The organism is Streptomonospora nanhaiensis (assembly GCF_026642255.1).
GTDB lineage: Bacteria > Actinomycetota > Actinomycetes > Streptosporangiales > Streptosporangiaceae > Nocardiopsis > Nocardiopsis tropica.
Genome location: NZ_CP113264.1, coordinates 177,339 through 199,252, shown reverse-complemented (window position 1 = coordinate 199,252; position 21,914 = coordinate 177,339). Strand labels below are relative to the sequence as shown.

The following is a 21,914-nucleotide window of genomic DNA, read 5'->3' as shown; positions in this document are numbered from 1 at the left end:
CCGGTGATCGAAGTCAAGGACGTTTCGAAGAAGTACGGTCCCAAGGTGGCCGTCGACCGGGTGAGCTTCAGCGCCGCCCCCGGACGGGTCACCGGTTTCCTCGGCCCGAACGGGGCCGGGAAGTCGAGTACGCTCCGCGTTCTCCTCGGGATCGACCGGGCCACCTCCGGTACGGCGCTCATCGAGGGCCGGCCGTACACATCGCTACGGCAGCCCCTGAGGACAGTCGGTGCGATGCTCGACGGCGCCTCGGCCGTGCCGGAACGCCGGGGAGTCGACCACCTTCGCTGGATCGCCCAGTCCAACCGCATACCGTCCCGGCGGATCTCCGAGGTCCTGGAGACGGTCGGCCTCTCCGAAGCGGCGAAGGTGCGGGTGGGCAAGTACTCCCTGGGCATGAAACAGAGGCTGGGGCTGGCCGCGGCCCTGCTCGGAGAGCCGCGGATCCTCGTCCTCGACGAGCCGGTCAACGGCCTCGACCCCGAAGGCATCCGGACCATCCGTACCTTCCTGCGACGGTATGCCGACCAGGGCAACACCGTGTTGCTGTCCAGCCACCTCATGGGCGAGACCGCGGAGACGGTCGACGACATCGTGATCATCGACAAGGGCCGCATCATCGCGAACGGCTCCCTGAGCGAGATCACCGAGGGGCACGCCTCCCTCGAAGACGCGTTCTTCTCGTTGACGGGCAGCCAGCCCGGGCAGAGTTGGTGATCGGCGTGCTGAGCATCGTCCGATCCGAGTTGACGAAGGTCCTGACCCTCCCGAGCGTCTGGGTGATCACGGGCGTCATCCTCGCCCTCAACGTCTTCTTCCAGTACCAGACTCTCGGATTCAACATCGACACCGTCGCGAACGTGCGGCCCGACGGTATGTCCGAGGTCGATGGAAGGGCCGTTCACGCCGAGACGGAACTCCGGCAGACGCTCGGTGTCAGCGTCTTCAATCCGGGCCTCCTCTTCCCGATCCTCGGCGCGGTGCTCGCGGGTACGGAGTTCCGGGCGGGGCAGCTCGGCCTGAGCTTGGTCGCCGTTCCCCACCGCCTCCGCCTGGTCCTGGGCAAGCTCTCGGCCATGACGGCCTACGCGCTCGTGCTCGGGCTCGTGTGCATCGCCATGGCCAACGCCTTCATGTACATCGCTGTCCGGAACTGGAACCCCGGCATGCTGTGGAGCACGGACATGCTGGCGGCCGAGGCCGCCCTGCTCCTCTTCACCGTGACGTTCACCCTGATCGGCGCCGGGATCACCCTCATCACCCGGCGCACTCTGACCGGGATCATCGCGACGGTGATCCTGATCATGCTGACCATGGCCCAGGTGGTCGCGATGGTTTCGCCCGCCGTGGACGCGTTCCTGCCCCTGAGCGCGGCGCGCAACCTTCTGCTGCAGGGACGGGACGCGGGCGCGCCGCTGACCGGCAGCGCCGGGCACGGCGCGGCAGTCCTGGCCGGCTGGGCGCTCGTCACCTCTGTCGTCGCGACGCTCGCCGTCAAGCGGAGGGACGCAAGGTGAACACGAGGACCGAGCCGCCCGTGATCCGTCGACGCGACGTCACCGCCGCAGAGATCACCAAGATCATCACGAACCCGGTCGGCATCACCATGCTCGCCGTCACCCTGGCCGCGAACACGCTCCTGGCGGTGATCGAGGCGTCGGGGGTCACCTTCTACACCGGAGGCTCCCAAGGGCCCTCGACGCTGTCCTCCTTCGGCACTCTCATGCTCGCCCCGGTGTACGCGTTCCTGGTCCTGCCCGTGCACGCCGCGGCGAGCGAATACCGCGGAGGCCAGCTTCGCATGAGCCTCACCGCGACCCCGGACCGCCGCGCCCTGGTGCTCGGGAAGCTGGGAGCGATGGTCACCACCGTGCTCACCGCGGCGGTCGTCGTGCTCGCCCCCGCGCGACTGCTCATCGGGGTCTCGGCCGGGTCGGGGGCGGGAGAGCTTCTCCTCGACCTCGGACGGTGGATCGCGGTGTACGCGTTCATGTCGGTGATCGCCTTCGGCCTCGCCGGCCTCCTCCGCAGCACGATCACGCCCCTGGGGATCCTGATCACCCTCCCCCTGGTCGTCGCCACCGGCGTCCTGCAGTGGCCGGAAGCGCTCAGGCTCCTGCCCGACCAGGCCGGCCTGAGCCTGATCGGAGCCCCCGCCTACGACGTGCATGAGCTTCCACCCGGAATCGCCGCGCTGACCCTCGCGGTCTGGGCTCTCGTGGCCCTCGCCGTGTACGCGGTCTTCCTGGTGCGCCGCGACGCCTGAACCGTTCGGACGAGAACTCCCCGGCACCCCCGCGCCGGGAGGCACCTTAACAAACACGAGGAGAGGTATACCGAATGAAGCAGGGAACGAAGACCGTTGTCTGGTCGATTGCGGGCGTCATCGCCCTGGCCCTGATCATCACGTTTCTCACCCTTGGCGGTTGATCGCCGGGAAAGCACCCCGGTGAAAACCCGTCGGACCGACCGGGCGTCCCGCCAGGAGTAATCGGTACCGACCCCGGGGCCCTCGGAACCGCCCGGCCCCGAACGGGGCAGGGCCGCCCCGCCGAACGGACGACTCGGTGGAAACGGGCGCCTTGCCGGGAGCACCGGCAGAACCGCCCCGCTCCGAAGTGAGGCTGCACGGCGGACCGGACTCCGGGAGCCCCTGGCACACGGGGCACCACTGCCCCGCCACCCTGTATCGGACAGTCAAGGCCGCACGGAACACCAGGAAGGGATTTTTCTGTTGGCAAACTATTTATTGTTCGACAGCAGCTGTGCAAGGTGCGGAAACCTGGCTCGAACTGTCGAGAAGATCGGAGGCGGATGGCTGGAGAGCCGAAGCCTCGAAGATCCGCATATACAGGAGATGCTCTCCCAGGCCAGACCCGGCTGGGACTGGAAGCCGATGTTGGTGACGGTCCGCCGAGAACGGGTCCGCGTCTACTCCGGGATATGGATGGTGCTGCGCCTGGGTGTCGGTCTCGGTCCGCGGAAGTCGTTCCGGATTCTGACCAGCGCCGCCTGAGCCCGGAGCGCCTTTCGACGTGGCGCCCCTGGTCGAACGACGGCCACGCCCCCGGGAAACCGGCATGCAGACCCCCACCCTCCGGGACACTCCGCCCTGCCGGGGAACGGCGGGGCAACCCACTGTGTCCTCCCTCGTCACGGGCCCTCAAGACTCCCGGTGGCCCGTAGCAGCCCGCTCACGGCACGGGGCATCGCACGGAGCGGCCGTGCTCGGACCGCCCCGGGTCAGCGCTTGAAGTGGATGAAGAGACGGCCGAAGTTCTTGGAGTCCTTCTCGACCCGGTGGTAGCGGGCCTTGACGTCCTTGCGGTCGAGGTAGCGCAGCACCCGCTTCTTCAGCTGCCCCGACCCCTTGCCGGGGATGATCTCCACGGTCCTGGCCCCGGTGCGCTCGGCCTCGTCCATGATGTCGGCGAGGGCCCTGTCGATATCGCGGCCCTTGTTGAAGATGTCGTGCAGGTCGAGTTTGAGCCGCACCGTGCCTCCTCCGCGTCCGGTCACACGGATGATACGGGCCGACCGGCCGCGGAGGCCGCTCAGGCCCGCCCGGTCGCCCGGTTCCGTTCGCGGCCGCTCCCGCCCCCGCGTCTGCGCAGCGCCCACCACAGGCCCGCCGCGGTCGCCGCGGCCAGCAGTGCTGCGGCCAGGAGGGTGACGGCGTCCGGGCGCACGACCGACTGGCCCCGCAGCGCCTGCCAGGCGGTCAGGACCAGGAGCGCCGCGTGGGCCGATCCGACCACGGCGACCACGCGCAGCCGCACGGCGTCCGGCTCCAGCCGCGGGTGGCGGCGGCCCAGCGCCACCAGGAGCAGGGCGAGCAGGACGAGCGCCTGGAGCCCGTGGATGCCGACGAAGTGGGCGACCCGCAGGTCCCCGGCGACCGTGCTCCAGCCCACGACCGGCAGCCCCGGCCCGCCGTCCGCCACGCCGACGGTGTGCGCCCCGATCACGTCCCCCGGTCCGCCGTTCTCCAGGGCGACCATCTGCTGGTCGGACGGGACGGTCATGAAGAAGGCCGCGGCCATTCCGGCGAGGGCGATCCCCGTGCCGATCCGCACCGCCCAGGTGGTGGAGCGCTCGCCGACGCGCTGCACGAGCAGCAGGACGCCGATCCCGAGGTTGGCGGTCCACGCGGTGACGATCATGGCGGCCATGGCGTTGTAGACGGCCGCGTCGAACGGGGTCGCGTAGTTGTAGTGGCTGAGCTCGCCCCGCCAGGCCTGGAGCCCGATCGCGGCCAGCTCGCCGAGGACCATGGCGGAGAAGAGCGTCCCGAGCCACCACCCGGTGCGCCGCCACCGCACGAGCAGCGAGAGCAGCCACGCCAGGGTGACGTTGTAGACCGCGATCGACAGGGCGAACTTGGCCGGCTTGAGCCAGATCGGGCGGCCGACGAGGGTGCGGTCGTCCACCGCGAGGCCGACGAGGGCCGCCGCCAGGACGACCGCGCACAGGGCGGCGGTCGCCATGAGGGGGCGGTGCCAGTCCGGCGCGGTCCGCAGGAACGCGCCGGGGGCGGGGCGGGGGGTGGTCGGGACGTTCACGCTTCTCCTTTTTGGATACTTCCACTATCCATTACGGATACCTTTACTATCCATGAAGCACCGGGACGTGGCAAGGGAAAGAAGCGAGGATGGGCCCATGCGTATCGGCGAGCTGAGTGAGCGGTCCGGGACCCCGGTGCCGACGATCAAGTACTACCTCCGCGAAGGGCTCCTGCCCCGGGGCGAGCGCACCGGCCCCAACCAGGCGAGCTACGGGGAGGGGCACCTCCACCGGCTGCGCCTGGTCCGCGCCCTGACCGACGTGGGCGGCCTGCCCATCGCCACCACCCGCGAGATCCTCGCCCGCGTCGACTCCCCCGACCCTCCGATCACCCACGAACTCCTCGGCCACGCCATGCACGTGCTCCCGCCCGCCACGAAGGGCGTCGCCACCGCCGAAGAGGAGGACCACGGCCGGGTGCGGGCCCTGTTCGAGCGGCGCGGCTGGCACGTCCACCCCCAGAGCCGCGCCGCCGCCGACCTGGCCGAGGTGGTCGCCACCTACCGCCGCGCAGGGCGCCCCCTCGACGACGAGGCCCTCGACGGCTACGCCGCCACCATGGAGCAGGCGGCCCGGGTGGACCTCGACGTCATCGGCCGGGTCACCGGCACCGACGAGATCCTGGAGAGCGCCGTCGTGTACTCGGTGCTCGGCGACACCCTCATGGCGGTCCTGCGCAGGCTCGCACAGGCCGACGAGTCCGCCCGGCGGGCCGGCGTGGTGCCCGGGGACTGACGCGGACCCGCGCCGGGCGCGGGGTCACAGCGCCCCCGCGAAGGCCTCGCGCACCGTGTCGTCGCGGTCCAGGATCGCGAACACCACGTGCTCGAACATCCCGGCGAACCCGCCGCCCGGCCTCAGGTGCCCCGCGAAGGCCGCCGCCACCTCCGACGGGTGGTTGCCGAACACGCCGCACCCCCACGCCCCGAGCACCAGCCGGTCGACCCCCTGCTCGGCCGCGACGGCGAGCACGCCGCGCGCCCGCGCGGCCAGGACGCCGGGGACGGGGTCGGCGGGTTCGACCCGGTTGCGCTCGATCATCCGCCGGTTCGGCGCCGCGCAGGTGAGGAAGGAGACCAGCAGGGGCTCCGGCAGCCACCCGCCCCCGTCGTCGCGGTACACCGGCACGCCGGGCGACCAGATCACCCTGTCCGTGTAGAGCAGGCTCCCGTGCTCCCGGTGGTGGTCGTAGTACTCCGGGCACAGCACCAGGGAGGCGTACAGGGCGCTCGACCTGGCCAGGCTCTCCTCCTGCGCACGCGCGCCGTTGGCGACGCCGCCGCCGGGCCTGCGGGCGGACGCGAAGTTCAGCGCCGCCACATGGGTCCGCCCCGGCCCGGACGCCAGTCGCCCGGCCGCGGCGAGCGTGCTCTCCCGGGTGACCTCGAAACGGGTCGTGCGCCGCATCCCCGGCCCGGAGGGGGCCGCCGGCTCACCCGGCAGGTAGAGCCGCGTGCCCGCCCGCATCGCGGCCAGGTCCCCCGACAGGTCCACCAGCCGCTCCCCGACCCGGTAGTGCCCCTGCTCGAAGGCGTCGCGGGTCTCCCGCCACACGGCACGCAACCTCTGGGACACGGGGCCCTCCTCCTGTGGTCCACGGCGCGGGCCCGGCCCGCGGTCCCTGGAGGCGGACGGTCGTCGGCCGAATACCGGTCGAACTACGCAAACTACTCCCCCGGACCCGAGCCTCCAAGAAGATTTCCGCATCCGGACAGCCCGAAAACCCCTGGCACGCGACGGCGGGCGCACGGGATCATCCCTATGTGGAAAGACCGGCGAACACACGCATGAACACCAAGGAGAGGGTCCGCGCCTCCAAGTTCCTGGCGCGCGTCCTGCGCCACGACCCCGGCCTCGCGGGGCTGCGTCTGGATGCCCAGGGGTGGGCCGGGGTGGAGGACCTCCTCACGGGCTGCCGCGACGCCGGGATCCGCCTCTCCCGGGAAACCCTCGCCGAGGTGGTCGGGAACAACGACAAGAAGCGGTTCGCCCTCAGCCCGGACGGCACCCGCATCCGCGCACAGCAGGGCCACTCCGTCGATGTCGACCTCGGTTGGGAGCCGAGCGTCCCCCCGGAACTGCTCCACCACGGAACCGTGGGCCGGTTCCTGCCCGCCATCGCCGCCGAGGGCCTGCGTCCGATGAACCGCCACGACGTCCACCTGTCCCCCGACACGGAGACCGCCCGCCGGGTGGGGGCCCGCCGGGGCACTCCCGTGGTGCTCTCCGTCGCCGCCGGGCGCATGCACGCCGACGGCCACGTCTTCCGTGTGACCGGGAACGGGGTCTGGCTCGTCGCCGCCGTGCCCCCGGAATACCTGGGCGGGTCCGCCGCGCCCGGCCTCTGAGGCGGGGCGTCCCGGCCGGCCCTCAGCCCTTCGGCCTGACCGCGGAGAAGATCGCGGTGCCGGGGATCATCCGGCCCCGCACCGGCCCCCAGCCTCCCCACACGCGGTCGAGCCCCTCCGGCCACTCCGGTTCGACCAGGTCCTTCAGCGTCAGCCCCGCGCGGGCGATCCCCCGGACCCAGTCGCCCACCGTGTGGTGGTGCTCCACGTAGACCGCGTTGCCCTCGTCGTCCTCCTCCACGTAGGCGCGGCGGTCGAAGTAGGACTGGTGGACGGTGAACCCCTCCTCGCCGGGGTCGTCCGGGAAGCTCCACCGGACCGGGTGCGTCACCGAGAAGACCAGGCGCCCGCCGGGGCGCAGGACCCGTGCCGCCTCACCGAGGGCGTCGTCGGCCGAGGGCACGAACGGGAACGCGCCGAACGACGAGAACACCGCGTCGAAGGAGGCGTCGGCGAAAGGCAGCCTCTGGGCGTCGGCCTGCACGGTCGGCAGGCTGTGTCCCGTCTCGGTGTCGATCCGCCGCGAGTGCTGCAGCTGCCGGAACGACAGGTCGAACGCGACCACCTCCCGCACACCCCTCGCGCGCAGCCACCGGCCGCACTGGCCCGCACCGCAGCCGACCTCCAGGACCCGTGCCCCCCGCAGCTCCGCGGGCTCGCCGAGCAGCCTCGCCCGCTCCTCGGTCAGCCCCTCCGGGCACCACACGAAATCGGCGTCGCCCAGGAAGCCGCCGTGTTCGGCCTGGTAGGCGTCGGCGGCGCCGTCCCACCACAGGCGTCCGGCGCGGGCGCTCTCCCCCGCGTCGACGTCGCGGCGCTCCACGTGTCCGGGCGCCGGGTAGTCGGTCTCGTCGTGCATGGGGCTGGCTCCTCGTGCCGTGGACGGGGACTCAACGGTCGGTACCGCCACCGGTCCCGGCGGCGGCCTCCGACGGCTCCTGCCCGGGCGGCCCCGCGGGGGCCGCCTCCCCCGGACGCCCGTCCTCGCGGGCCTCTCGGGCCTCGCGCAGTTCGCGGCGGACGAGGAAGATCCAGCCCGCGACGGCGACGACGGCGAACACCCACCACTGCACGGCGTAGGAGGCGCTCATGCCGGAGTCCACCTCGCGCAGCTCGACCGGCTCGGGGGCCGGATCGGGCGCCGGGTCCTGCCGGGTGAGCTCGACGAATCCACCGTAGACCGGGTAGGGCAGTCCGTCCGCGATCATGTCGACGTCGACCATCATGAGCTGCCCCTCGGGCAGGTCGTCGCGATTGCGCAGGCCGCTGTTCTCCTCCGTCTCGGAGAAGTGCAGCCGACCGGTCACGTCCACGGTCCCGCCGGGGGCCGCCGGGGGCTCGGGGGCGTCCAGCGCGGTCTCACCGCGCTGGATCCATCCGCGGTTGACCAGGACGGCCGTACCGTCCTCCCCGACCAGGGGGGTCAGGACGTGGTACCCGACGCCGCCGGATCCGTCGCGGTTGCGCAGGAGGATCTCGTGGGAGGTGTCCCAGGTGCCGGAGGCCTCGACGGTGCGCCACCGGTCGCCGGGGGCGACGTCCTCCCCGACGGCGGCCAGCTCCGAGACGGGAACGGGTTCGGCGGCGAGGTTGTCCTGCTGGAGGTTGACGGACGCGCTGCGCAGCTCCCAGCGGTCCAGCTGCCAGAAGCCCAGCCAGACGAAGCTGGGCACGATCACCAGGACGAGCGCGTGGAACGCCAGCATGCGTTGCGACAACAGGACCTTGAGCACGTCTTCGAGGTTATGAGACGCTCCGGGCCGCGCCGCACCGCCCCTCGCGAACGGCCGCGGGGCCGCCGGCTCCGGCGGCCCCGCGTGGGCGCCCGGGGCGCGGGGAGCCTCCCCTCCCCGCGCCCCGACCCCGGTCCGGACCTGCCGGACCCGGGCCTCCTACTCCTCGTGGCCGGCGGCCGCGGACGCCTTGCGCTTGCGGGCGAAGTACAGGCCCGCGCCGCCCGCGCCGATCGCGGCGACCGCGGCGGCGACGAGGCCGCCCAGAGCGGTACCGGTCACGGCGAGCTGCTCGTCGGCCTGCGGCTCGGGGGTGGCGGGCCGGTCGCCGCTGACGCTGGAGTCGTCCTCGCCCCTGTCCTCCTCACGGGGCGCCTCCGGAACGGTGGGCTCCTCCTCGGGGGCCTCGGGCTCCTCGGGGGTCTCGCCACCCGGCTCCTCGGGCTCCTCGGGGGTCTCGGGGTCGGGGTCCCCGCCCTCGGAGATGGTCTCCATGCAGGCGGACTGGGCGAGGCCGAGCACGGAGACGGCGTTGCCGCAGATGTCGACGGCGGCGTCGACGGGGACGAGCACCTGGTTGCCGCTGGCCACACCGCCCGCGCCGCTGGTGGAGGGTCCGCCCTCGTTCTCGGGGGAGGCCTGGATGATGTTGATGATGGTGGTGCACTTGGCACTGGAGCCGCCCAGGACGGCCACCGAGTTGCCGCAGACGTTGATGGCCGCGTCGACGGGGACGATGATCTGGTTTCCGCTGGCCACCCCGCCGGAGCCGTCCGTGAGGGCACGGGGCGCGTCGGCGCTCTCCTGCTCCAGGACCTCGACGACCTCCAGGCACTCGGCCTCGGAGATGCCGCCGACGGCGACGGAGTTCCCGCACGCGTCGACGGCGGCGTCGACGGGGACGATGATCTGGTTGCCGCTGGCGATGCCGCCGGCGCCGCTGGTGGCGGCCCCGCCCTGGCCGCTGACCTCGTAGAGGACCTCCGAGACCCGGGTGCACTTGGCCGAGGAGATGCCGAGCACCGCGAGCGAGTTGCCGCACAGATCGGCCTCGATGTCCACGGGGACGACGATCTGGTTGCCGCTGCCGATGCCGCCGGAGCCGTCGGTGGTGGTGTCGGCGAAGGCCGCCGTGACGGGGGCGATGACCAGCCCGGCGGTCATCACGGTGGCGAAGGAGTAACGGAGTGTGTTGCGCATGTGCGGCTAGGACCTTTCACGGAGACAGCCTGGGTTGCGCCGGTCGTGGCGCTGGTGGTCGTGGGCGGACCGGGTGTCCGCGTCGCGGCGGAGCACTCGTGCGGTCCCGCTGCCACGACCGTGCGGGTCCGTCACCGGCGAGCGGTGGAACGGCGGGGTGACCCGCGCACGTGGGAGTCGTGGTCCGGCGTTCTCCGAAGTGGTTTTCCGGGGACGAACCGCCGACGGACCGAAACGTTAGCAAGCCACTGCGGGCTCGCACGCGTTTTCAGGCAATGTCCGCCATCGCCATAAATACCCTCCGCTCACAGTATGTCACTCTGAGAGATATCAGCTGCTCGCAGGCGTGGGGACGACTACTCAGGGTACACACAAAACAACAGAGAGCCATGAAAGATGATGAATTTTTTTCAGGTAAACCCCCGTACGTAATCCACTAAGCACCTTCGTTGATTAGTTTGACCGGTCTTCGAGTACGCCTTATACCCCAAGGCACCCCCTTGCGCCCCATGAGAACAATGCGGCGTTGGAGAGAAAAGAGCGGATAGACGTGCGCGACGCACGGAACTCCCGGAGACGGAAGGACCCTTCGCACGACACCCCCACCCCCTCCGATGCCGGCGCCAAGGAAAGAGAAAAAGGAACTCACAGCAGCCGAAATGATGCTTTCGCTGTCCCAATACGACCTCTACCGCAACTCAGGAAACTCTCACCCCACTCACGGCGGCCTCGACCGAACCCGCTGGCCATGAGCGTGCGATCGACGGCGGGCGGCCGAAAACCGACCGGAATACAGCCGATGTCGTACCGACGAAAAAGGGACCGCCGGCCCTACTCTGAGCACTGCCGGTGATCACCGGTGACGGGTCGGCACGCCCATGTCCGCCAATCCGTTCATGAAGGCCAACTGGAAACGCATGATGTGCGTCCTCTTTTCAGGACATGCCCTCCGTTTCCCCCGCCCCCACTGGAGCATGCAATGCAGTCCGTACCCCCGTGCCCCCGCACGCGCACGCGCACGCGCACGCGCACGACACTGTCGGCCGGCGCCGCGACACTCGCCCTCCTCCTGGCCGCGACCGCCTGCTCCTCGGGGGGTGACGGGCAGACGCAAGAGGTGGAGGGCGCGGTCGCCCCCGGGGCGGAGGCCTCCGCCCCGCCCTCCCCCGACACGGAGTCCGAGTCCTCCCACGAGCCGTTCACCATCGCCTTCGGCGGCGACGTCATGTTCGAGGGGATGCTCGAACCCCGCCTGGCCGACCCCGCCACCGCGCTCGGCCCCGTCTCCGCGCAGCTCTCCGCCGCCGACCTGGCCATGGTCAACCTGGAGACCGCCGTCACCGAGGGCGGCACCCCCGCCCCCGACAAGGAGTTCCTGTTCCGCTCGCCCCCGAGCGCCCTGGAGGCCCTGGCCGCCGGAGGCGTGGACGTGGCCACCGTCGCCAACAACCACGGCATGGACTACGGCACGGACGGACTGATCGACACGCTGGAGAACGGCGAGGCCTCCGGTGTCACGCTGGTCGGCGCGGGCCGCGACGCCGACGAGGCGTACACACCCCATGTGGCCGAGGTCAACGGCCAGAGCGTGGCCCTGTTCGGCGCCACCGACGTCATGGACGACCACCTCGTGGCGGAGTGGACCGCGGGTGAGGGCAAGCCCGGCATGGCCTCCACCAAGAACGAGATGCGGGAGCGGATGCTCGACGCGGTCTCCGGGGCCGCGGCCGAGCACGACAACGTCGTGGTCTTCCTCCACTGGGGCCTGGAGGGCGCGCACTGCCCGCTGCCGCACGCGCCCTCCCTCGCCGAGGAGCTGGTCTCGGCCGGGGCGACCGCCGTGGTCGGCGGCCACGCGCACGTCCTGTCCCCGGGCGGGTTCACCGGCGACTCCTACGTGCACTACGGGCTGGGCAACTTCGTGTTCTACAACGTCGAGGGGCCCACCGCCGAGACGGGGGTGCTCACCCTCACCTTCGACCGGGGCAGTGTGACCGGGGCGGACTGGGCGCCGGCGCGGATCCAGGGCGGCGTGCCCGTCCCCTACGAGGACGAGGCCGCGGGTCAGGCCGCCCAGACGTGGCTCGACATGCGCGCCGGGTGCGGGCTGCCCCTGACCGACTCCCCCGCCTAGGGCGTGTTCCGCGGACACTCGCCCTGCTGCGCGTCGCCCCGGCACGCCCCTCGCGGCGTTCTCATCTGTCGACAGGACCCCACCCTGACTCCTTCTTCGGCCTTGCGATGAACGCACCGGATGTGCCGCTCGCGACGGACAGCATCCACGGAACACGCCCTAGCGGACCGGACGGGCGTCCGCCCCCCTCCGGCGGGGCGGGCGCCCGTCGGCGGGCCCCGGTCCGGACGTTCGGCCGGCCGGGGCCGCCGCCCGGGAGGAGTGACCCGCGCGCGGACCGGGGACGGGGGCCGACCGCAGCCCCGCACCTCAGCTGACGTGGACGACCGGGCGCCGTTTGGGGTCCTCCTCGGCCTCGCGGAGGATCTCCCGGGTGAACGACGCGGTCTCCCCCTCCCCCAGCACGCCGAACCTGAACAGCAGCCGGATCGGCGACCCCTCCGACCAGGCGAAGTAGCAGTGCGGAACGGCCCCGGTCCGGTCACGGAGGCACAGGAGGACCGCCGCGAGCGCGTTGGGGGCCGCCGGGCTGCGCACCCGCAGGACCCGGTGGCCGTCCACCTCCACCCCGCGCACCCGCAGGACGCTCGCGAACTCCGACGGGTGGTGCACCTCGACCTCCACGAACAGCGGCGGCGTCCGGAGCGGGATCGGGTGCAGGAGCATCTGCTCGCGCTCGATCTCCCCGTACCCGGCCGCCCCGCCGGACCCCGGCCGGTTGGCGAACAGGTGCAGCCGGCCCCGGAGCACCGCCTCCAGGGCGAACCTGACCGCCGTCTCGTCCAGGTGGACGCTGCTGGTCCGGAGTTCCGTGCTCCTCAGCGCCCGTGAGACCAGCGACACCAGGACGGTGCCGGCCACGAACGCCAGCGCTATGAGCAGCCCGTCCGGCCTGGCCGCGACGTTGTCGGCGAGCGCGTAGCCGAACACCGCCGTCAGGAACCCGAACCCGGCCACCGCCCGCCGCCGCCCCGAGCGGTGGGCGAGGATCGTCACCGCCAGGGCCGAGGTGACGAGCATGGCGAGGATCCCGGTGGCGTACGCACCCGACTGGGCGGTGACCCCCGCGTCGAAGGCCACGGTGATGGCCATCGCGACGGCCGTGTACACCAGCACCACGGGCCGCACGGCCAGTCCCCACGCGGGCGCCATCCCGTAGCGCGGCAGGTAGCGCGGCACGATGTTGATCAGGCCCGCCATGGCCGAGGCCCCGGCGAACCACAGGATGAGGACCGTGCTCACGTCGTAGAACACGCCGAACCCGTTGCCGAGCAGGTCGTACGCGAGGTAGGCGAGCACGCGGTCGGCGGCGGGCCCGCCGGGCTCCACCGCCTCCCGGGGGACCAGGACCCCGGAGACGAACGTCGTGGACAGCAGGTAGACGCTCATGACCACGGCGGCCGTGGTCAGCATGGTCCGTGTGTCGGCGATCCGCGACCGCAGGCGCTCCTGCCCGGTCCCTCCCCCCGTCCGGATCAGGGGCATCATGCTGACGCCCGTCTCGAACCCCGACAGGCCGAGGACCAGGAGGGGGAAGGCCACCAGGACGGTGGCCGCCATCGACGGGAGCCCCCGGCCGCTCCCGAGGAGCGCGCCCTCCCAGTCGGCGAGGGTCGACGGGTCCACCGCGATGCGCACCAGCGCGGCGACCACCACCACCGCGTTGAGCAGCAGGAACACCAGCACCAGGGGGACGGCGATCCGGACCGCCTCGCGGAACCCGGCCAGGAACACCGCGCCCAGGAGGGCGAGGAGGACGAGGGTGACCGGCACCGGGTGGTCGGCCACGGCGGCGGGGGTGTACGGGTTGGCGGCCAGGTGCGCGGTGGCGTCGGCGGTGGACAGGGTGATGGTGACGATCCACGACGTCGCCACGAAGCCCAGCAGGCACAGGACGAGGAACTTGCCCCTCCACTCGGGGAGCAGGTGTTCCAGCATCGCCACCGACCCCTGGCCGTGCGGGCTGCGCTCGGCCACCCTCCGGTACACGGGCAGCATCCCGCCCAGGGTGAGGACGACGATCAGCAGCGTCGCCACGGGTGAGAGGGCGCCCGCGGTGAGGATCGCGATCGCCGGGAGGTAGCTGAGGGTGGAGAAGTAGTCGACGCCGGTCAGGCACATGACCCGCCACCAGGAGTGCTGGCGCTCGGCGTGCGGCGCCGACCCCGGGCCGCCCACCTCGTCCACCCGCCTGGCCAGGAGCCACCGCGCCAGGGCGCCGCGCGCGCGGGAGCCGTCCGAGGGAGGGACCTCCCACACGTAGGGGCCGGTGTCCCCGCCGCCGGCGCGGGCGGCGCCCGTGTCCGCACCGGCGCCGCCCGCGGCCGCCCGGCCGGGCTCCCCGGCGCCCCCGCCGTGGCCGGAGCCCCCCTCGGCGTTCCCGCCGGAGTCCCGTCGCATCGCGTCTCCCCCCGGGGCCGGGCACGGGCACTGCCGTGCCCGGCGCACCCCCAAGTCTCCTGCTCGGGGGCGCTTCCGGGGGTCAGCCCGGCGACCGCGTGTCGGCCGGAGCACGGCCGGATCCCCGCGCCCGGGTGCCCGCGGGTTCTGGAGGCGCCGCGGACGGGTTCGCGGGGGACGGGCCGATCCGGCGGGGGCTCCGAAGGTCCTCGCGCTCACAGGCGGCCGCGGTGCCCCCACGACACCGGGGCCGCAGCGGAGCGGAGGTCCGGGAGGAGCAGGGTCCCTAGAGGCTCCCGACCCCCACCCCGTGGCGGGCGGCGACCTCCTCCATCTCGGCCAGCAGGGCGCGGCGGTGGGCCGCCCCCAGGTAGGAGGCGTGCACGGCGTTCGCCGCGAGGCGGACCAGGTCCCCGGCACCCAGTCCCAGCCGGTGGGCGGTGGCGTACTCGCGGTTGAGGTCGGTGCCGAACATGGTCGGGTCGTCGGTGTTGAGCGTGACCAGCAGCCCGGCGTCGAGCATGCGGGGCAGCGGGTGGTCACCGATCGCCTCCACGGCGCGGGTGCACACGTTGGAGGTGGGGCTGACGTCCACCGGGACCTGCTCCTCCACCAGCCGGGCCACCAGCTCCGCGTCGCGCATGGAGTCGATGCCGTGCCCGATGCGCTCGGCGCGGAGCGCGTCCAGGGCCTCCCGCACGCGCTCGGGTCCACCGTGCTCACCGGCGTGCGGGAGGCTGGCGAGCCCGGCGGCGCGCGCCCTGCCGAACACCCCCGCGTACTGCTCCAGGGGTGTCTCCACACCGCCCACCCCGAAGCCCACCACGCTGGGCGGGCCCTCCGCCAGGACGGCCTCCAGCGTGGCCTCGGCGCTCTCCAGACCGAAGTCGGCGGGGAAGTCGGGGATCCACCGGAGCCTGATGCCGTGCTCGCGCTCGGCCTCGCGGCGCGCGTGCTCGATCCCGTCGAACACCACCCGCGCGGGCACACCGCGCATCAGGTGCGTGTAGAGGCTGACGTGCACCTCCGCGTAGCGGACGTTCTGCGCGGCCAGCCGCCCGGCGACCGCCGAGGCGAGGACGGCGAAGTCCTCCTCGTCCCTGAGGGTCGTCACCGACGCCAGGTAGACCTCGATGAAGTGGGGGAAGTCGGTGAAGGCGTACCAGTCCCGGAGCTTCTCCAGGGTGTCGGGGACGCCCTCGGCCGCGTGTTTGCGGGCCAGGTCGAAGAGGGTCTCGGCGGGCATCGAGCCTTCGAGGTGGACGTGCAGCTCGACCTTGGGAAGGTCCCGGACGAGCGCGTCGACGCCGGTCCCGGCGGGGGCGGTGTGGTTCTCCATGGCGCGAGGTTACGCGCGGTCACGCGCCCGCCCAACCCCTTCCGGACGAACCTGACGACGGCCTGTCAGCCTCTCCCCCCTGCGGCCCGTCCGCCGTCGTGGTGCGCCGGGCCCCCGGTCGGGGCGACCGCGACCGGTCGGCGAACCACAGAGGGGTACATTGCGGACATGATCCCCCAGGGCGCCCCCCACCCCTCCGTCCCCCGTCCGCCGCGCCCCCGCTGGGCCGCCCGGCTCCGGACCTACCGCGCCGACCACCCGGGCGCGTTCGCCCTCCGCGCCTCGGCCGCACTGCTGTTCGTGATCGCTGCGGCCGGAATCCTGGGCTTCTCCACGGCGACCGGCGCCTGGCTGTTCGGTGCCCTCCTCACGATGGGCCTGCTGTTGGTGACCGGAACCCTCGCGATGGCCGCGGTGGTTTCGGGGGCCATATCCCCCGAGGCCAAGCGGGCCGGGCGCGCACTTGAGGCCGCCAAACTGAAGAACCTCCCCCTGGGCACCGACCCCGCCAAGCTCGCGGAGGCCTGGCGACTCGTCCGGAAGGGGAGACTCGGCCCGGACCCGGAGACCAACCGGCTGGGGCGAATCGTCGTCGAGGGGCAGCTGTCCAGCGGAACGCCGGTCGCCTTGGCCGTCGTGTTCGCGACGATGGCCCTTCTCAACGTGTTCCAGGTCGTCATCCGCATCCTGGAGAGCGGGGTCTCCGGCTTCCCCATCCTGCTCCTGGGACTGTCCGCCCTCCTACTGGTGCTGGCGTGCATGACCCCCTCCATGATGAAGCGCCGGCGGCTCCGCGTGGAGGCGTTCCGCGACGCCTACGACGCCGCCCACGGCGACGGCGCGGACGAGGGTTCCGACACCGCGGCGTGAACGCGGCCCGGGCCCCCGGGCACGACGTGACCGGGAGCGCCGTCCCGGCGGGCTCTCACTCACGGAACCGGTACCGGGGCCGTGAGTACGGGCCCCGCGCATCGGGCTTCACGCCCCGCGCCGGGCCGGGGCCCCGCCCACGCGCCCGGCCGAGCGGCCGGACGCCCAGGGCCCGGGCACGGGGACGCGGTGCCGGGGGCGGGGCCGGGCGCACCCATCGGAGCGCGCCCGGCCCCGGCCCGGACGGCATCAGACGGTGGGCGCGGCCCCGTTCACGCGGCGGGGCACGCCCAGCGGGTTGTCGTCGCGCAGCTCGCGGGGGAGCAGCGACTGCGGCACCGACTGGAAGGACACCGGGCGCAGGAAGCGCCGGATCGCCGTGGTGCCCACCGACGTGTGCAGGGGCGCGGTGGTCGCCGGGTAGGGGCCGCCGTGGGTCATGGCGTACGTGACGGCCACCCCCGTCGGCCATCCGTTCCAGACCACCCGCCCCGCGACGGACGCCCCCAGCGCCAGCAGCGCGGGCGCCACCGGGTCGTCCTCCTCACCGTGCACGGTGACGGTGAGCTGGCCGCGGAGCACCCCCGCCGCCTCCAGGAGGCGGCGCTCGTCGGCGTACGCGACCACGAGGGTCGCCGGCCCGAAGCACTCCTCCAGGAGGGTGTCGGCGTGCTCCAGCAGGGAGTCCAGGTCGGTCCGCAGCAGGCTCGGGGACCAGTCGTCGCCGGTGTGCCTGCCCTGGACGAGCACCTCGGTGGCGGGGTGGCCGCTGAGCGCGTCCAGGCCCCGCTCGAACCCCTCCGCCACGCGGTCGTTGAGGAGCGGGCCCGCCGCCCTGTCGGCGAAGTCGGCGACCAGGGCGCCGAGGTCGGCGTCCTCCGGCAGGAACACCACGCCCGGCTTCGTGCAGAACTGCCCCGACCCCATGGCCGCCGAGTCGGCGTAGCCGCCGAGGATCTGCTCTCCGCGCGCCGCCATGGCGGCGCGGGTGACGAACACCGGGTTCACGCTGCCGAGCTCGCCGTAGAAGGGGATCGGCTCGGGCCGGGCCGCGGCCAGGTCGAACAGGGCGCGCCCGCCCGGGATCGACCCGGTGAACCCGACGGCGCGGGTGAGCGGGTGGGTGACCGCCAGCCTGCCCGCCTCCATGCCCTCCACCAGCGCGAAGGAGCCCTCGGGCGCCCCGGCCCCGGTGAGCGCGTCGACGACGACACCGGCGGTGGCGCGGGCCAGCTCCGGGTGGCCGGGGTGGGCCTTGACGACCACCGGGCACCCGGCGGCCAGCGCCGAGGCGCTGTCCCCGCCGGCCGTGGCGAAGGCGAAGGGGAAGTTGCTGGCCCCGAACACGACGACGGGGCCGAGCGGGACGAGGATGCGGCGCACGTCCGGGCGCGGCGTCCCCCACTCGGGGTCGGCGGGGTCGACGGCGGCCTCCAGGTAGGAGCCGTCCTCCAGGGTCTGCGCGAACAGCCTGAGCTGGAAGGTGGTGCGGCCCAGCTCTCCCTTGCAGCGCGCCTCGGGGTAGTGGGCCTCCTCCGCGGCGAGGGGCACGAGCCGGTCGGCGGCGCCGTCGAGGGCGTCGGCGACGGCGCGCAGCAGGCCGGCGCGCTCGCCCGGGGTGAGGGCGGCCAGGAGCGGGGCCGCGGCGGCGGCCCGTTCGAGGACGGCGTCGAGTTCCTCCGGTGTGGTGTCCGGGGCGGTGGTCATGGCTCAGCCTCCAGGAGGGGTGCGTGCACTGCGTCGGGCACTGATCCAACCATGCCACGCCCTCCGTTGGAAAGCGCTATCCTGAGCGGCCCAGGCGACCGGGTCCCCCTGCGGCCCCGGGCCGCGAAACAGACACGGACCGACGAACACGACGAACGGCGCCGGCGCCCCCGTCCGCACCGCCCCGGACCCGGGCGACGCCTCCGGCACAGGTGGACCGGACACCACGGGAAGGGGTCGGGGAACGAAACTGGAATTTCCCCGGAACCAGGTGATTCCGGAAAGGCATCATAGGAGCCGTGACGACAAATTCCCGAAGCTCAACGCCCCCGCGGTCGCGACGCTCCCCCGGTCCAGCCGGGAGCGCCTACGCGCCGCGCGAGAGCCGTGGACCGGCCGGCGTCGCCCACGACGAACTCGCGTTCGCGCAGGCCCCCCTCCGGAGACTTCCGGCCCAGCAGCGCAGCATGCTCAGAGTGCAGCGCATGCTCGACTGCTGCGCCGAGCTCCTCGACGAGGTCGGCTACGACAACCTCTCCACCACACGGATCGCCGAACGGGCCGGGGTCGCCATCGGTTCCGTCTACCAGTTCTTCCCGGACAAGAAGGCCATCACCCAGGCGCTGGGCCTGCGCTTCCTCGACCAGTTCGGCGCCCGGGTGACCGAGCGGATCGCCGACACGTCGTTCAGCCACTGGACCGCCGCCGTCGACGCCGTCGTCGACGAGTACATCGACATGCACCGCCACGTGCCCGGCTTCCGCAGCCTGCACTTCGGCGACATCGTCGACACCCGCCTCCTCAACGGCGGGGCCGACAACAACCGCGTCATCTCCATCCGCCTGCGCCGGATCATCGTCTCCGTCACCGGCATCCCCGACGACGACGCACTCGACCGGGCCGTCCACGTGGCCGTCGAGGCCGCCGACGCCGTCCTCAAGCTCGCCTTCCGCGACGACGCCGACGGCGACACCAGGCTCATCGGCGAGGCCAAGCGGCTGGTCAGCAGCTACCTGTCCGACTTCTCCGAGCGCAGCGGGGGCGACCACCCGTGGTAGCCGACGCCGGAACCCTCACCGGCCCCGTCACCGGAACCGCCGCGGGGGTGCCCTTCCTCGCCCTGCCGCCCGCGACGGGCGACCTCCCGGCCCCGCTCGTCGTCGGCCTGCACGCCTTCGAGCCGCCCCGCGCCGAGGCCTCCCTCGCAGGCACCCTGCCCATGGCGGCGCTCCCGGCCTGGCGGATCCACCTCGGGCTGCCGCTGTTCGGCGCCCGGCTGCCCGAGGGCGGCGTCCCCGAGGTCAACCGCCGCGGCGAGCGCGACCACCTCGTCGACCTGTTCGCCCCGGTGGTGGAGCAGGCCGCCGCCGAGCTCCGCGCCGCCGTCTCCGAGCTGCGCTCGGCCTTCCCCGTCACCGACGCCCCCGTCGGCCTGGCCGGGGTGGGGGCCGGGGCCGCCGCGGTCCTGCTCGCCCTTGCCGAGGGCCGCATGCCCGTCGGCGCCGCCGCCGTCGTCAACCCGGTCGTGGACCCGGCCCTGGTCGTCACCGCCCGCGCGCGACGCGACGGAACGCCCTACAGGTGGACCGACCGGGCCCTCCAGGCCCGCGCACGGCTGGACTTCGTCGGCCGGGCCGACGAGATCTCCCGGGGACGCGTCCCCCTGCTGGTCGTCAACGGCGGGCTCGACGACGTCGTGGCCCCCGAACAGGGCGGGGCGCTGTGCGACGCCCTGGCCGGGCACGCCCCCGAGCATGCGCTCCGTCACATCGTGGTGCCCGATCTGGCACACGCCATCGGACCCGAGCCCGGACTCGAACCCGGGCGGCCCACCCCGGCGGGAGTACTCGCCGACAGGGCCCTCACCGAGTGGTTCCACCGCCACCTCACGTCTTCCACGCAGGTCCGGGCATCCGCGGAGGCCTAGTCACGGCCCCCGGGGCGCCACGCCCCCGGCAGGGGCCGCGGGCACGCCGACCGTTCACCGCGTACACTCCGCCGCCTCGCCGCGCGTCCCCTCGACGTACGCCGACGCGACAGTTGGTACGCGTTCCATGGGATCATCCAGTGGCGACCGCACCGAGCGGTCCACCTGACCGTTTCGACTCATCCTTCAGGAGGGCGAACCACGTGACGGAACCGGCACCGGTCTTTGCCAGCGGGGTCGACAACGAGCGGTTGAACGCACAGCTCCGCTTCCTCCTGGAAGTCGACAAGCTCAAGCGCATCCTGCGGCAGAACCTGCTGGTGGACGGATCACGGCGGGAGAACTCGGCCGAGCACTCCTGGCACCTGGCCCTCTCCGCCCGCACCTTCGCCGAGTACGCCCCCGAGGGCACCGACATCGACCGCGTCGTCGAGATGCTCGTGCTCCACGACATCGTCGAGATCGACGCCGGGGACACCTTCCTCTTCGACAAGGTGAACTCCGAGACGCAGGAGGCGCGCGAGCGGGCCGCGGCGGCCCGCATCTTCCCCCTCCTCCCCGAGGACCAGGCCGAGCGCGCCCGCGAGCTCTGGGAGGAGTTCGAGGCACGCGTCTCCGCCGAGGCCCGCTTCGCCCGCGCCGTGGACAGGCTGTCCCCGATGCTCGCCAACTGGCACAACGAGGGCGGGACCTGGGTCCGGTTCGGCATCACCCGGGCACAGGTCATGGAGAAGGTCAAGCTGATCCAGGAGGGCTCCGAGGCCCTGGGAGCCTACGCGGCGGCCCTGATCGACGACGCCGACCGGCGCGGCTACTTCCGCACCTGAGCGCCCCGCGGGGCAGCCCCCGCCGCGCATCCGTGCCCGGACGGCGGGCCGGCCGGGCACGGGGAGCGGTCAGATCCGGCCCATGACCAGCTGGACCGCCGCCGTCAGCCCGACGACGACCAGGCACACGCGCAGGGCCGCCGGGCTGAGCCTGCGGCCGAAGTTGGCCCCCAGGTAGCCGCCCATGACGGTCCCGGCCGCGATGAGGCCGACCACCGGCCACGACGGCGAGGCCAGCACGATGTAGAACACGGCGGCGGTGCCGTTGGCGATCGTGGTCAGCGCGTTCTTCAGCGCGTTGAGCCGCTGGAGGTCGTCGTCCAGGGACGCGCCGAGGATGCTGATGAGGATGATCCCCTGGGCCGCGGCGAAGTAGCCGCCGTAGGTGCCGGTCGCGTAGGCGCCCAGCGGCAGCAGAGGTCCCCCGTTCTTGGAGGCCGGTCGGCGGGAGCGCGCCCACTTGGTGATCCGCGGCTGGAGCAGGATCAGCACGCACGCGCCGCCGATCATGAACGGCACGACGAACTCGAACACGCCCGCGGGCAGGTAGATGAGCAGGAGCGCGCCGGTCATCGCGCCGAGGAACGACATCCCGCCGAGGCGGAGGATCCGGCCGCGCTGGCCGGCGAGCTCGCGCCGGTAGGCGATGGTGCCGCTGAGCGTGCCGGGGGCGAGCCCGATGCTGTTGGACACGGTCGCGGTGACGGGCGGGAAGCCGAGGGCGAGGAGCACGGGGAACGTGAACAGGGTCCCCGAGCCCGCGATCGCGTTGACCCCGCCGGCCGCCACACCGGCCAGCAGGATGACCGCCGCCTCCCAGAGTTCCATGCGACCAGCTTTCCGGATCCCGCTCCCCGACCGTCGAG

At 72.9% G+C, this 21,914-nt stretch carries 20 protein-coding genes; 10 read left to right on the top strand and 10 right to left on the bottom strand.

Going from position 1 to position 21,914, the window contains the following annotated elements:
* Window positions 1-3: 3 nt before the first annotated feature.
* The 3 genes from OUQ99_RS00925 to OUQ99_RS00915 are packed head-to-tail and all read left to right on the top strand — an operon-like array spanning window position 4 to window position 2,266.
* Window positions 4-717: an ABC transporter ATP-binding protein gene (locus OUQ99_RS00925; protein ID WP_267950209.1), complete on the top strand. Its 714-nt coding sequence runs from the start codon at window positions 4-6 to the stop codon at window positions 715-717.
* Window positions 718-722: 5 nt separating this feature from the next.
* Window positions 723-1,517, top strand: coding sequence for an ABC transporter permease (locus OUQ99_RS00920; protein ID WP_267947503.1), 795 nt, complete (start codon window positions 723-725; stop codon window positions 1,515-1,517).
* Window positions 1,518-1,537: 20 nt separating this feature from the next.
* Window positions 1,538-2,266 carry an ABC transporter gene (locus OUQ99_RS00915; RefSeq protein ID WP_267947502.1) on the top strand — a complete coding sequence of 243 codons (729 nt, stop codon included), beginning with the start codon at window positions 1,538-1,540 and terminating at the stop codon, window positions 2,264-2,266.
* 977 nt (window positions 2,267-3,243) lie between these two features.
* Here the strand turns inward: OUQ99_RS00915 and OUQ99_RS00910 are convergent.
* Both OUQ99_RS00910 and OUQ99_RS00905 read right to left on the bottom strand, forming a co-directional pair.
* Complete coding sequence (locus tag OUQ99_RS00910; RefSeq protein WP_267950208.1) at window positions 3,244-3,495, bottom strand: Smr/MutS family protein; 252 nt, start codon at window positions 3,493-3,495, stop codon at window positions 3,244-3,246.
* 59 nt (window positions 3,496-3,554) lie between these two features.
* Window positions 3,555-4,562, bottom strand: coding sequence for a hypothetical protein (locus tag OUQ99_RS00905; protein ID WP_267947501.1), 1,008 nt, complete (start codon window positions 4,560-4,562; stop codon window positions 3,555-3,557).
* 97 nt (window positions 4,563-4,659) lie between these two features.
* Between OUQ99_RS00905 and OUQ99_RS00900 the strand changes: the two genes are divergently transcribed.
* A complete protein-coding gene (locus OUQ99_RS00900; RefSeq protein WP_267947500.1) occupies window positions 4,660-5,298 on the top strand; it encodes a MerR family transcriptional regulator in 639 nt (212 codons plus the stop codon).
* A 24-nt stretch (window positions 5,299-5,322) separates the two neighbouring features.
* Here OUQ99_RS00900 and OUQ99_RS00895 read toward each other — a convergent pair whose 3' ends face one another.
* Window positions 5,323-6,138 carry a TIGR02452 family protein gene (locus tag OUQ99_RS00895; protein ID WP_267947499.1) on the bottom strand — a complete coding sequence of 272 codons (816 nt, stop codon included), beginning with the start codon at window positions 6,136-6,138 and terminating at the stop codon, window positions 5,323-5,325.
* Window positions 6,139-6,350: 212 nt separating this feature from the next.
* Here OUQ99_RS00895 and OUQ99_RS00890 point away from each other — a divergent pair, with 212 nt between their 5' ends.
* A complete protein-coding gene (locus OUQ99_RS00890; protein WP_267947498.1) occupies window positions 6,351-6,911 on the top strand; it encodes an RNA 2'-phosphotransferase in 561 nt (186 codons plus the stop codon).
* A 22-nt stretch (window positions 6,912-6,933) separates the two neighbouring features.
* Here the strand turns inward: OUQ99_RS00890 and OUQ99_RS00885 are convergent, their stop codons facing one another.
* The 3 genes from OUQ99_RS00885 to OUQ99_RS00875 all read right to left on the bottom strand — a co-directional run bounded on the left by OUQ99_RS00885 (window position 6,934) and on the right by OUQ99_RS00875 (window position 9,844).
* Window positions 6,934-7,770, bottom strand: coding sequence for a class I SAM-dependent methyltransferase (locus OUQ99_RS00885; RefSeq protein WP_267947497.1), 837 nt, complete (start codon window positions 7,768-7,770; stop codon window positions 6,934-6,936).
* A gap of 31 nt (window positions 7,771-7,801) precedes the next feature.
* Window positions 7,802-8,644 carry an SURF1 family cytochrome oxidase biogenesis protein gene (locus tag OUQ99_RS00880; protein ID WP_267947496.1) on the bottom strand — a complete coding sequence of 281 codons (843 nt, stop codon included), beginning with the start codon at window positions 8,642-8,644 and terminating at the stop codon, window positions 7,802-7,804.
* A gap of 159 nt (window positions 8,645-8,803) precedes the next feature.
* Window positions 8,804-9,844, bottom strand: a complete 1,041-nt coding sequence (locus OUQ99_RS00875) for a chaplin family protein (protein ID WP_267947495.1) — start codon at window positions 9,842-9,844, stop codon at window positions 8,804-8,806.
* 979 nt (window positions 9,845-10,823) lie between these two features.
* Here OUQ99_RS00875 and OUQ99_RS00870 point away from each other — a divergent pair.
* Window positions 10,824-11,978, top strand: a complete 1,155-nt coding sequence (locus OUQ99_RS00870; protein ID WP_267947494.1) for a CapA family protein — start codon at window positions 10,824-10,826, stop codon at window positions 11,976-11,978.
* A gap of 309 nt (window positions 11,979-12,287) precedes the next feature.
* On the opposite strand, the gene OUQ99_RS00865 is transcribed toward OUQ99_RS00870, so the two are convergent.
* Window positions 12,288-14,378, bottom strand: a complete 2,091-nt coding sequence (locus OUQ99_RS00865; RefSeq protein ID WP_267947493.1) for an amino acid transporter — start codon at window positions 14,376-14,378, stop codon at window positions 12,288-12,290.
* 286 nt (window positions 14,379-14,664) lie between these two features.
* On the bottom strand, window positions 14,665-15,717 hold the full coding sequence (gene add, locus OUQ99_RS00860) for an adenosine deaminase (protein WP_267947492.1): 1,053 nt from the start codon (window positions 15,715-15,717) through the stop codon (window positions 14,665-14,667).
* A 168-nt stretch (window positions 15,718-15,885) separates the two neighbouring features.
* Between add and OUQ99_RS00855 the strand changes: the two genes are divergently transcribed.
* A complete protein-coding gene (locus tag OUQ99_RS00855; RefSeq protein ID WP_267947491.1) occupies window positions 15,886-16,587 on the top strand; it encodes a hypothetical protein in 702 nt (233 codons plus the stop codon).
* Between the two features lie 249 nt (window positions 16,588-16,836).
* Here OUQ99_RS00855 and OUQ99_RS00850 read toward each other — a convergent pair whose 3' ends face one another.
* Window positions 16,837-18,294: an aldehyde dehydrogenase (NADP(+)) gene (locus tag OUQ99_RS00850; protein ID WP_267947490.1), complete on the bottom strand. Its 1,458-nt coding sequence runs from the start codon at window positions 18,292-18,294 to the stop codon at window positions 16,837-16,839.
* 467 nt (window positions 18,295-18,761) lie between these two features.
* Here OUQ99_RS00850 and OUQ99_RS00845 point away from each other — a divergent pair, with 467 nt between their 5' ends.
* The 3 genes from OUQ99_RS00845 to OUQ99_RS00835 all read left to right on the top strand — a co-directional run bounded on the left by OUQ99_RS00845 (window position 18,762) and on the right by OUQ99_RS00835 (window position 21,048).
* Window positions 18,762-19,352, top strand: a complete 591-nt coding sequence (locus OUQ99_RS00845) for a TetR/AcrR family transcriptional regulator (RefSeq protein WP_267947489.1) — start codon at window positions 18,762-18,764, stop codon at window positions 19,350-19,352.
* On the top strand, window positions 19,346-20,221 hold the full coding sequence (locus tag OUQ99_RS00840; protein ID WP_267947488.1) for an alpha/beta hydrolase family protein: 876 nt from the start codon (window positions 19,346-19,348) through the stop codon (window positions 20,219-20,221). The genes OUQ99_RS00845 and OUQ99_RS00840 overlap by 7 nt, the downstream gene beginning before the upstream one ends.
* 203 nt (window positions 20,222-20,424) lie before the next feature.
* Window positions 20,425-21,048, top strand: coding sequence for an HD domain-containing protein (locus OUQ99_RS00835; RefSeq protein ID WP_267947487.1), 624 nt, complete (start codon window positions 20,425-20,427; stop codon window positions 21,046-21,048).
* A gap of 69 nt (window positions 21,049-21,117) precedes the next feature.
* Here the strand turns inward: OUQ99_RS00835 and OUQ99_RS00830 are convergent, their stop codons facing one another.
* Window positions 21,118-21,876: a sulfite exporter TauE/SafE family protein gene (locus tag OUQ99_RS00830; RefSeq protein ID WP_267947486.1), complete on the bottom strand. Its 759-nt coding sequence runs from the start codon at window positions 21,874-21,876 to the stop codon at window positions 21,118-21,120.
* Window positions 21,877-21,914 lie beyond the last annotated feature (38 nt).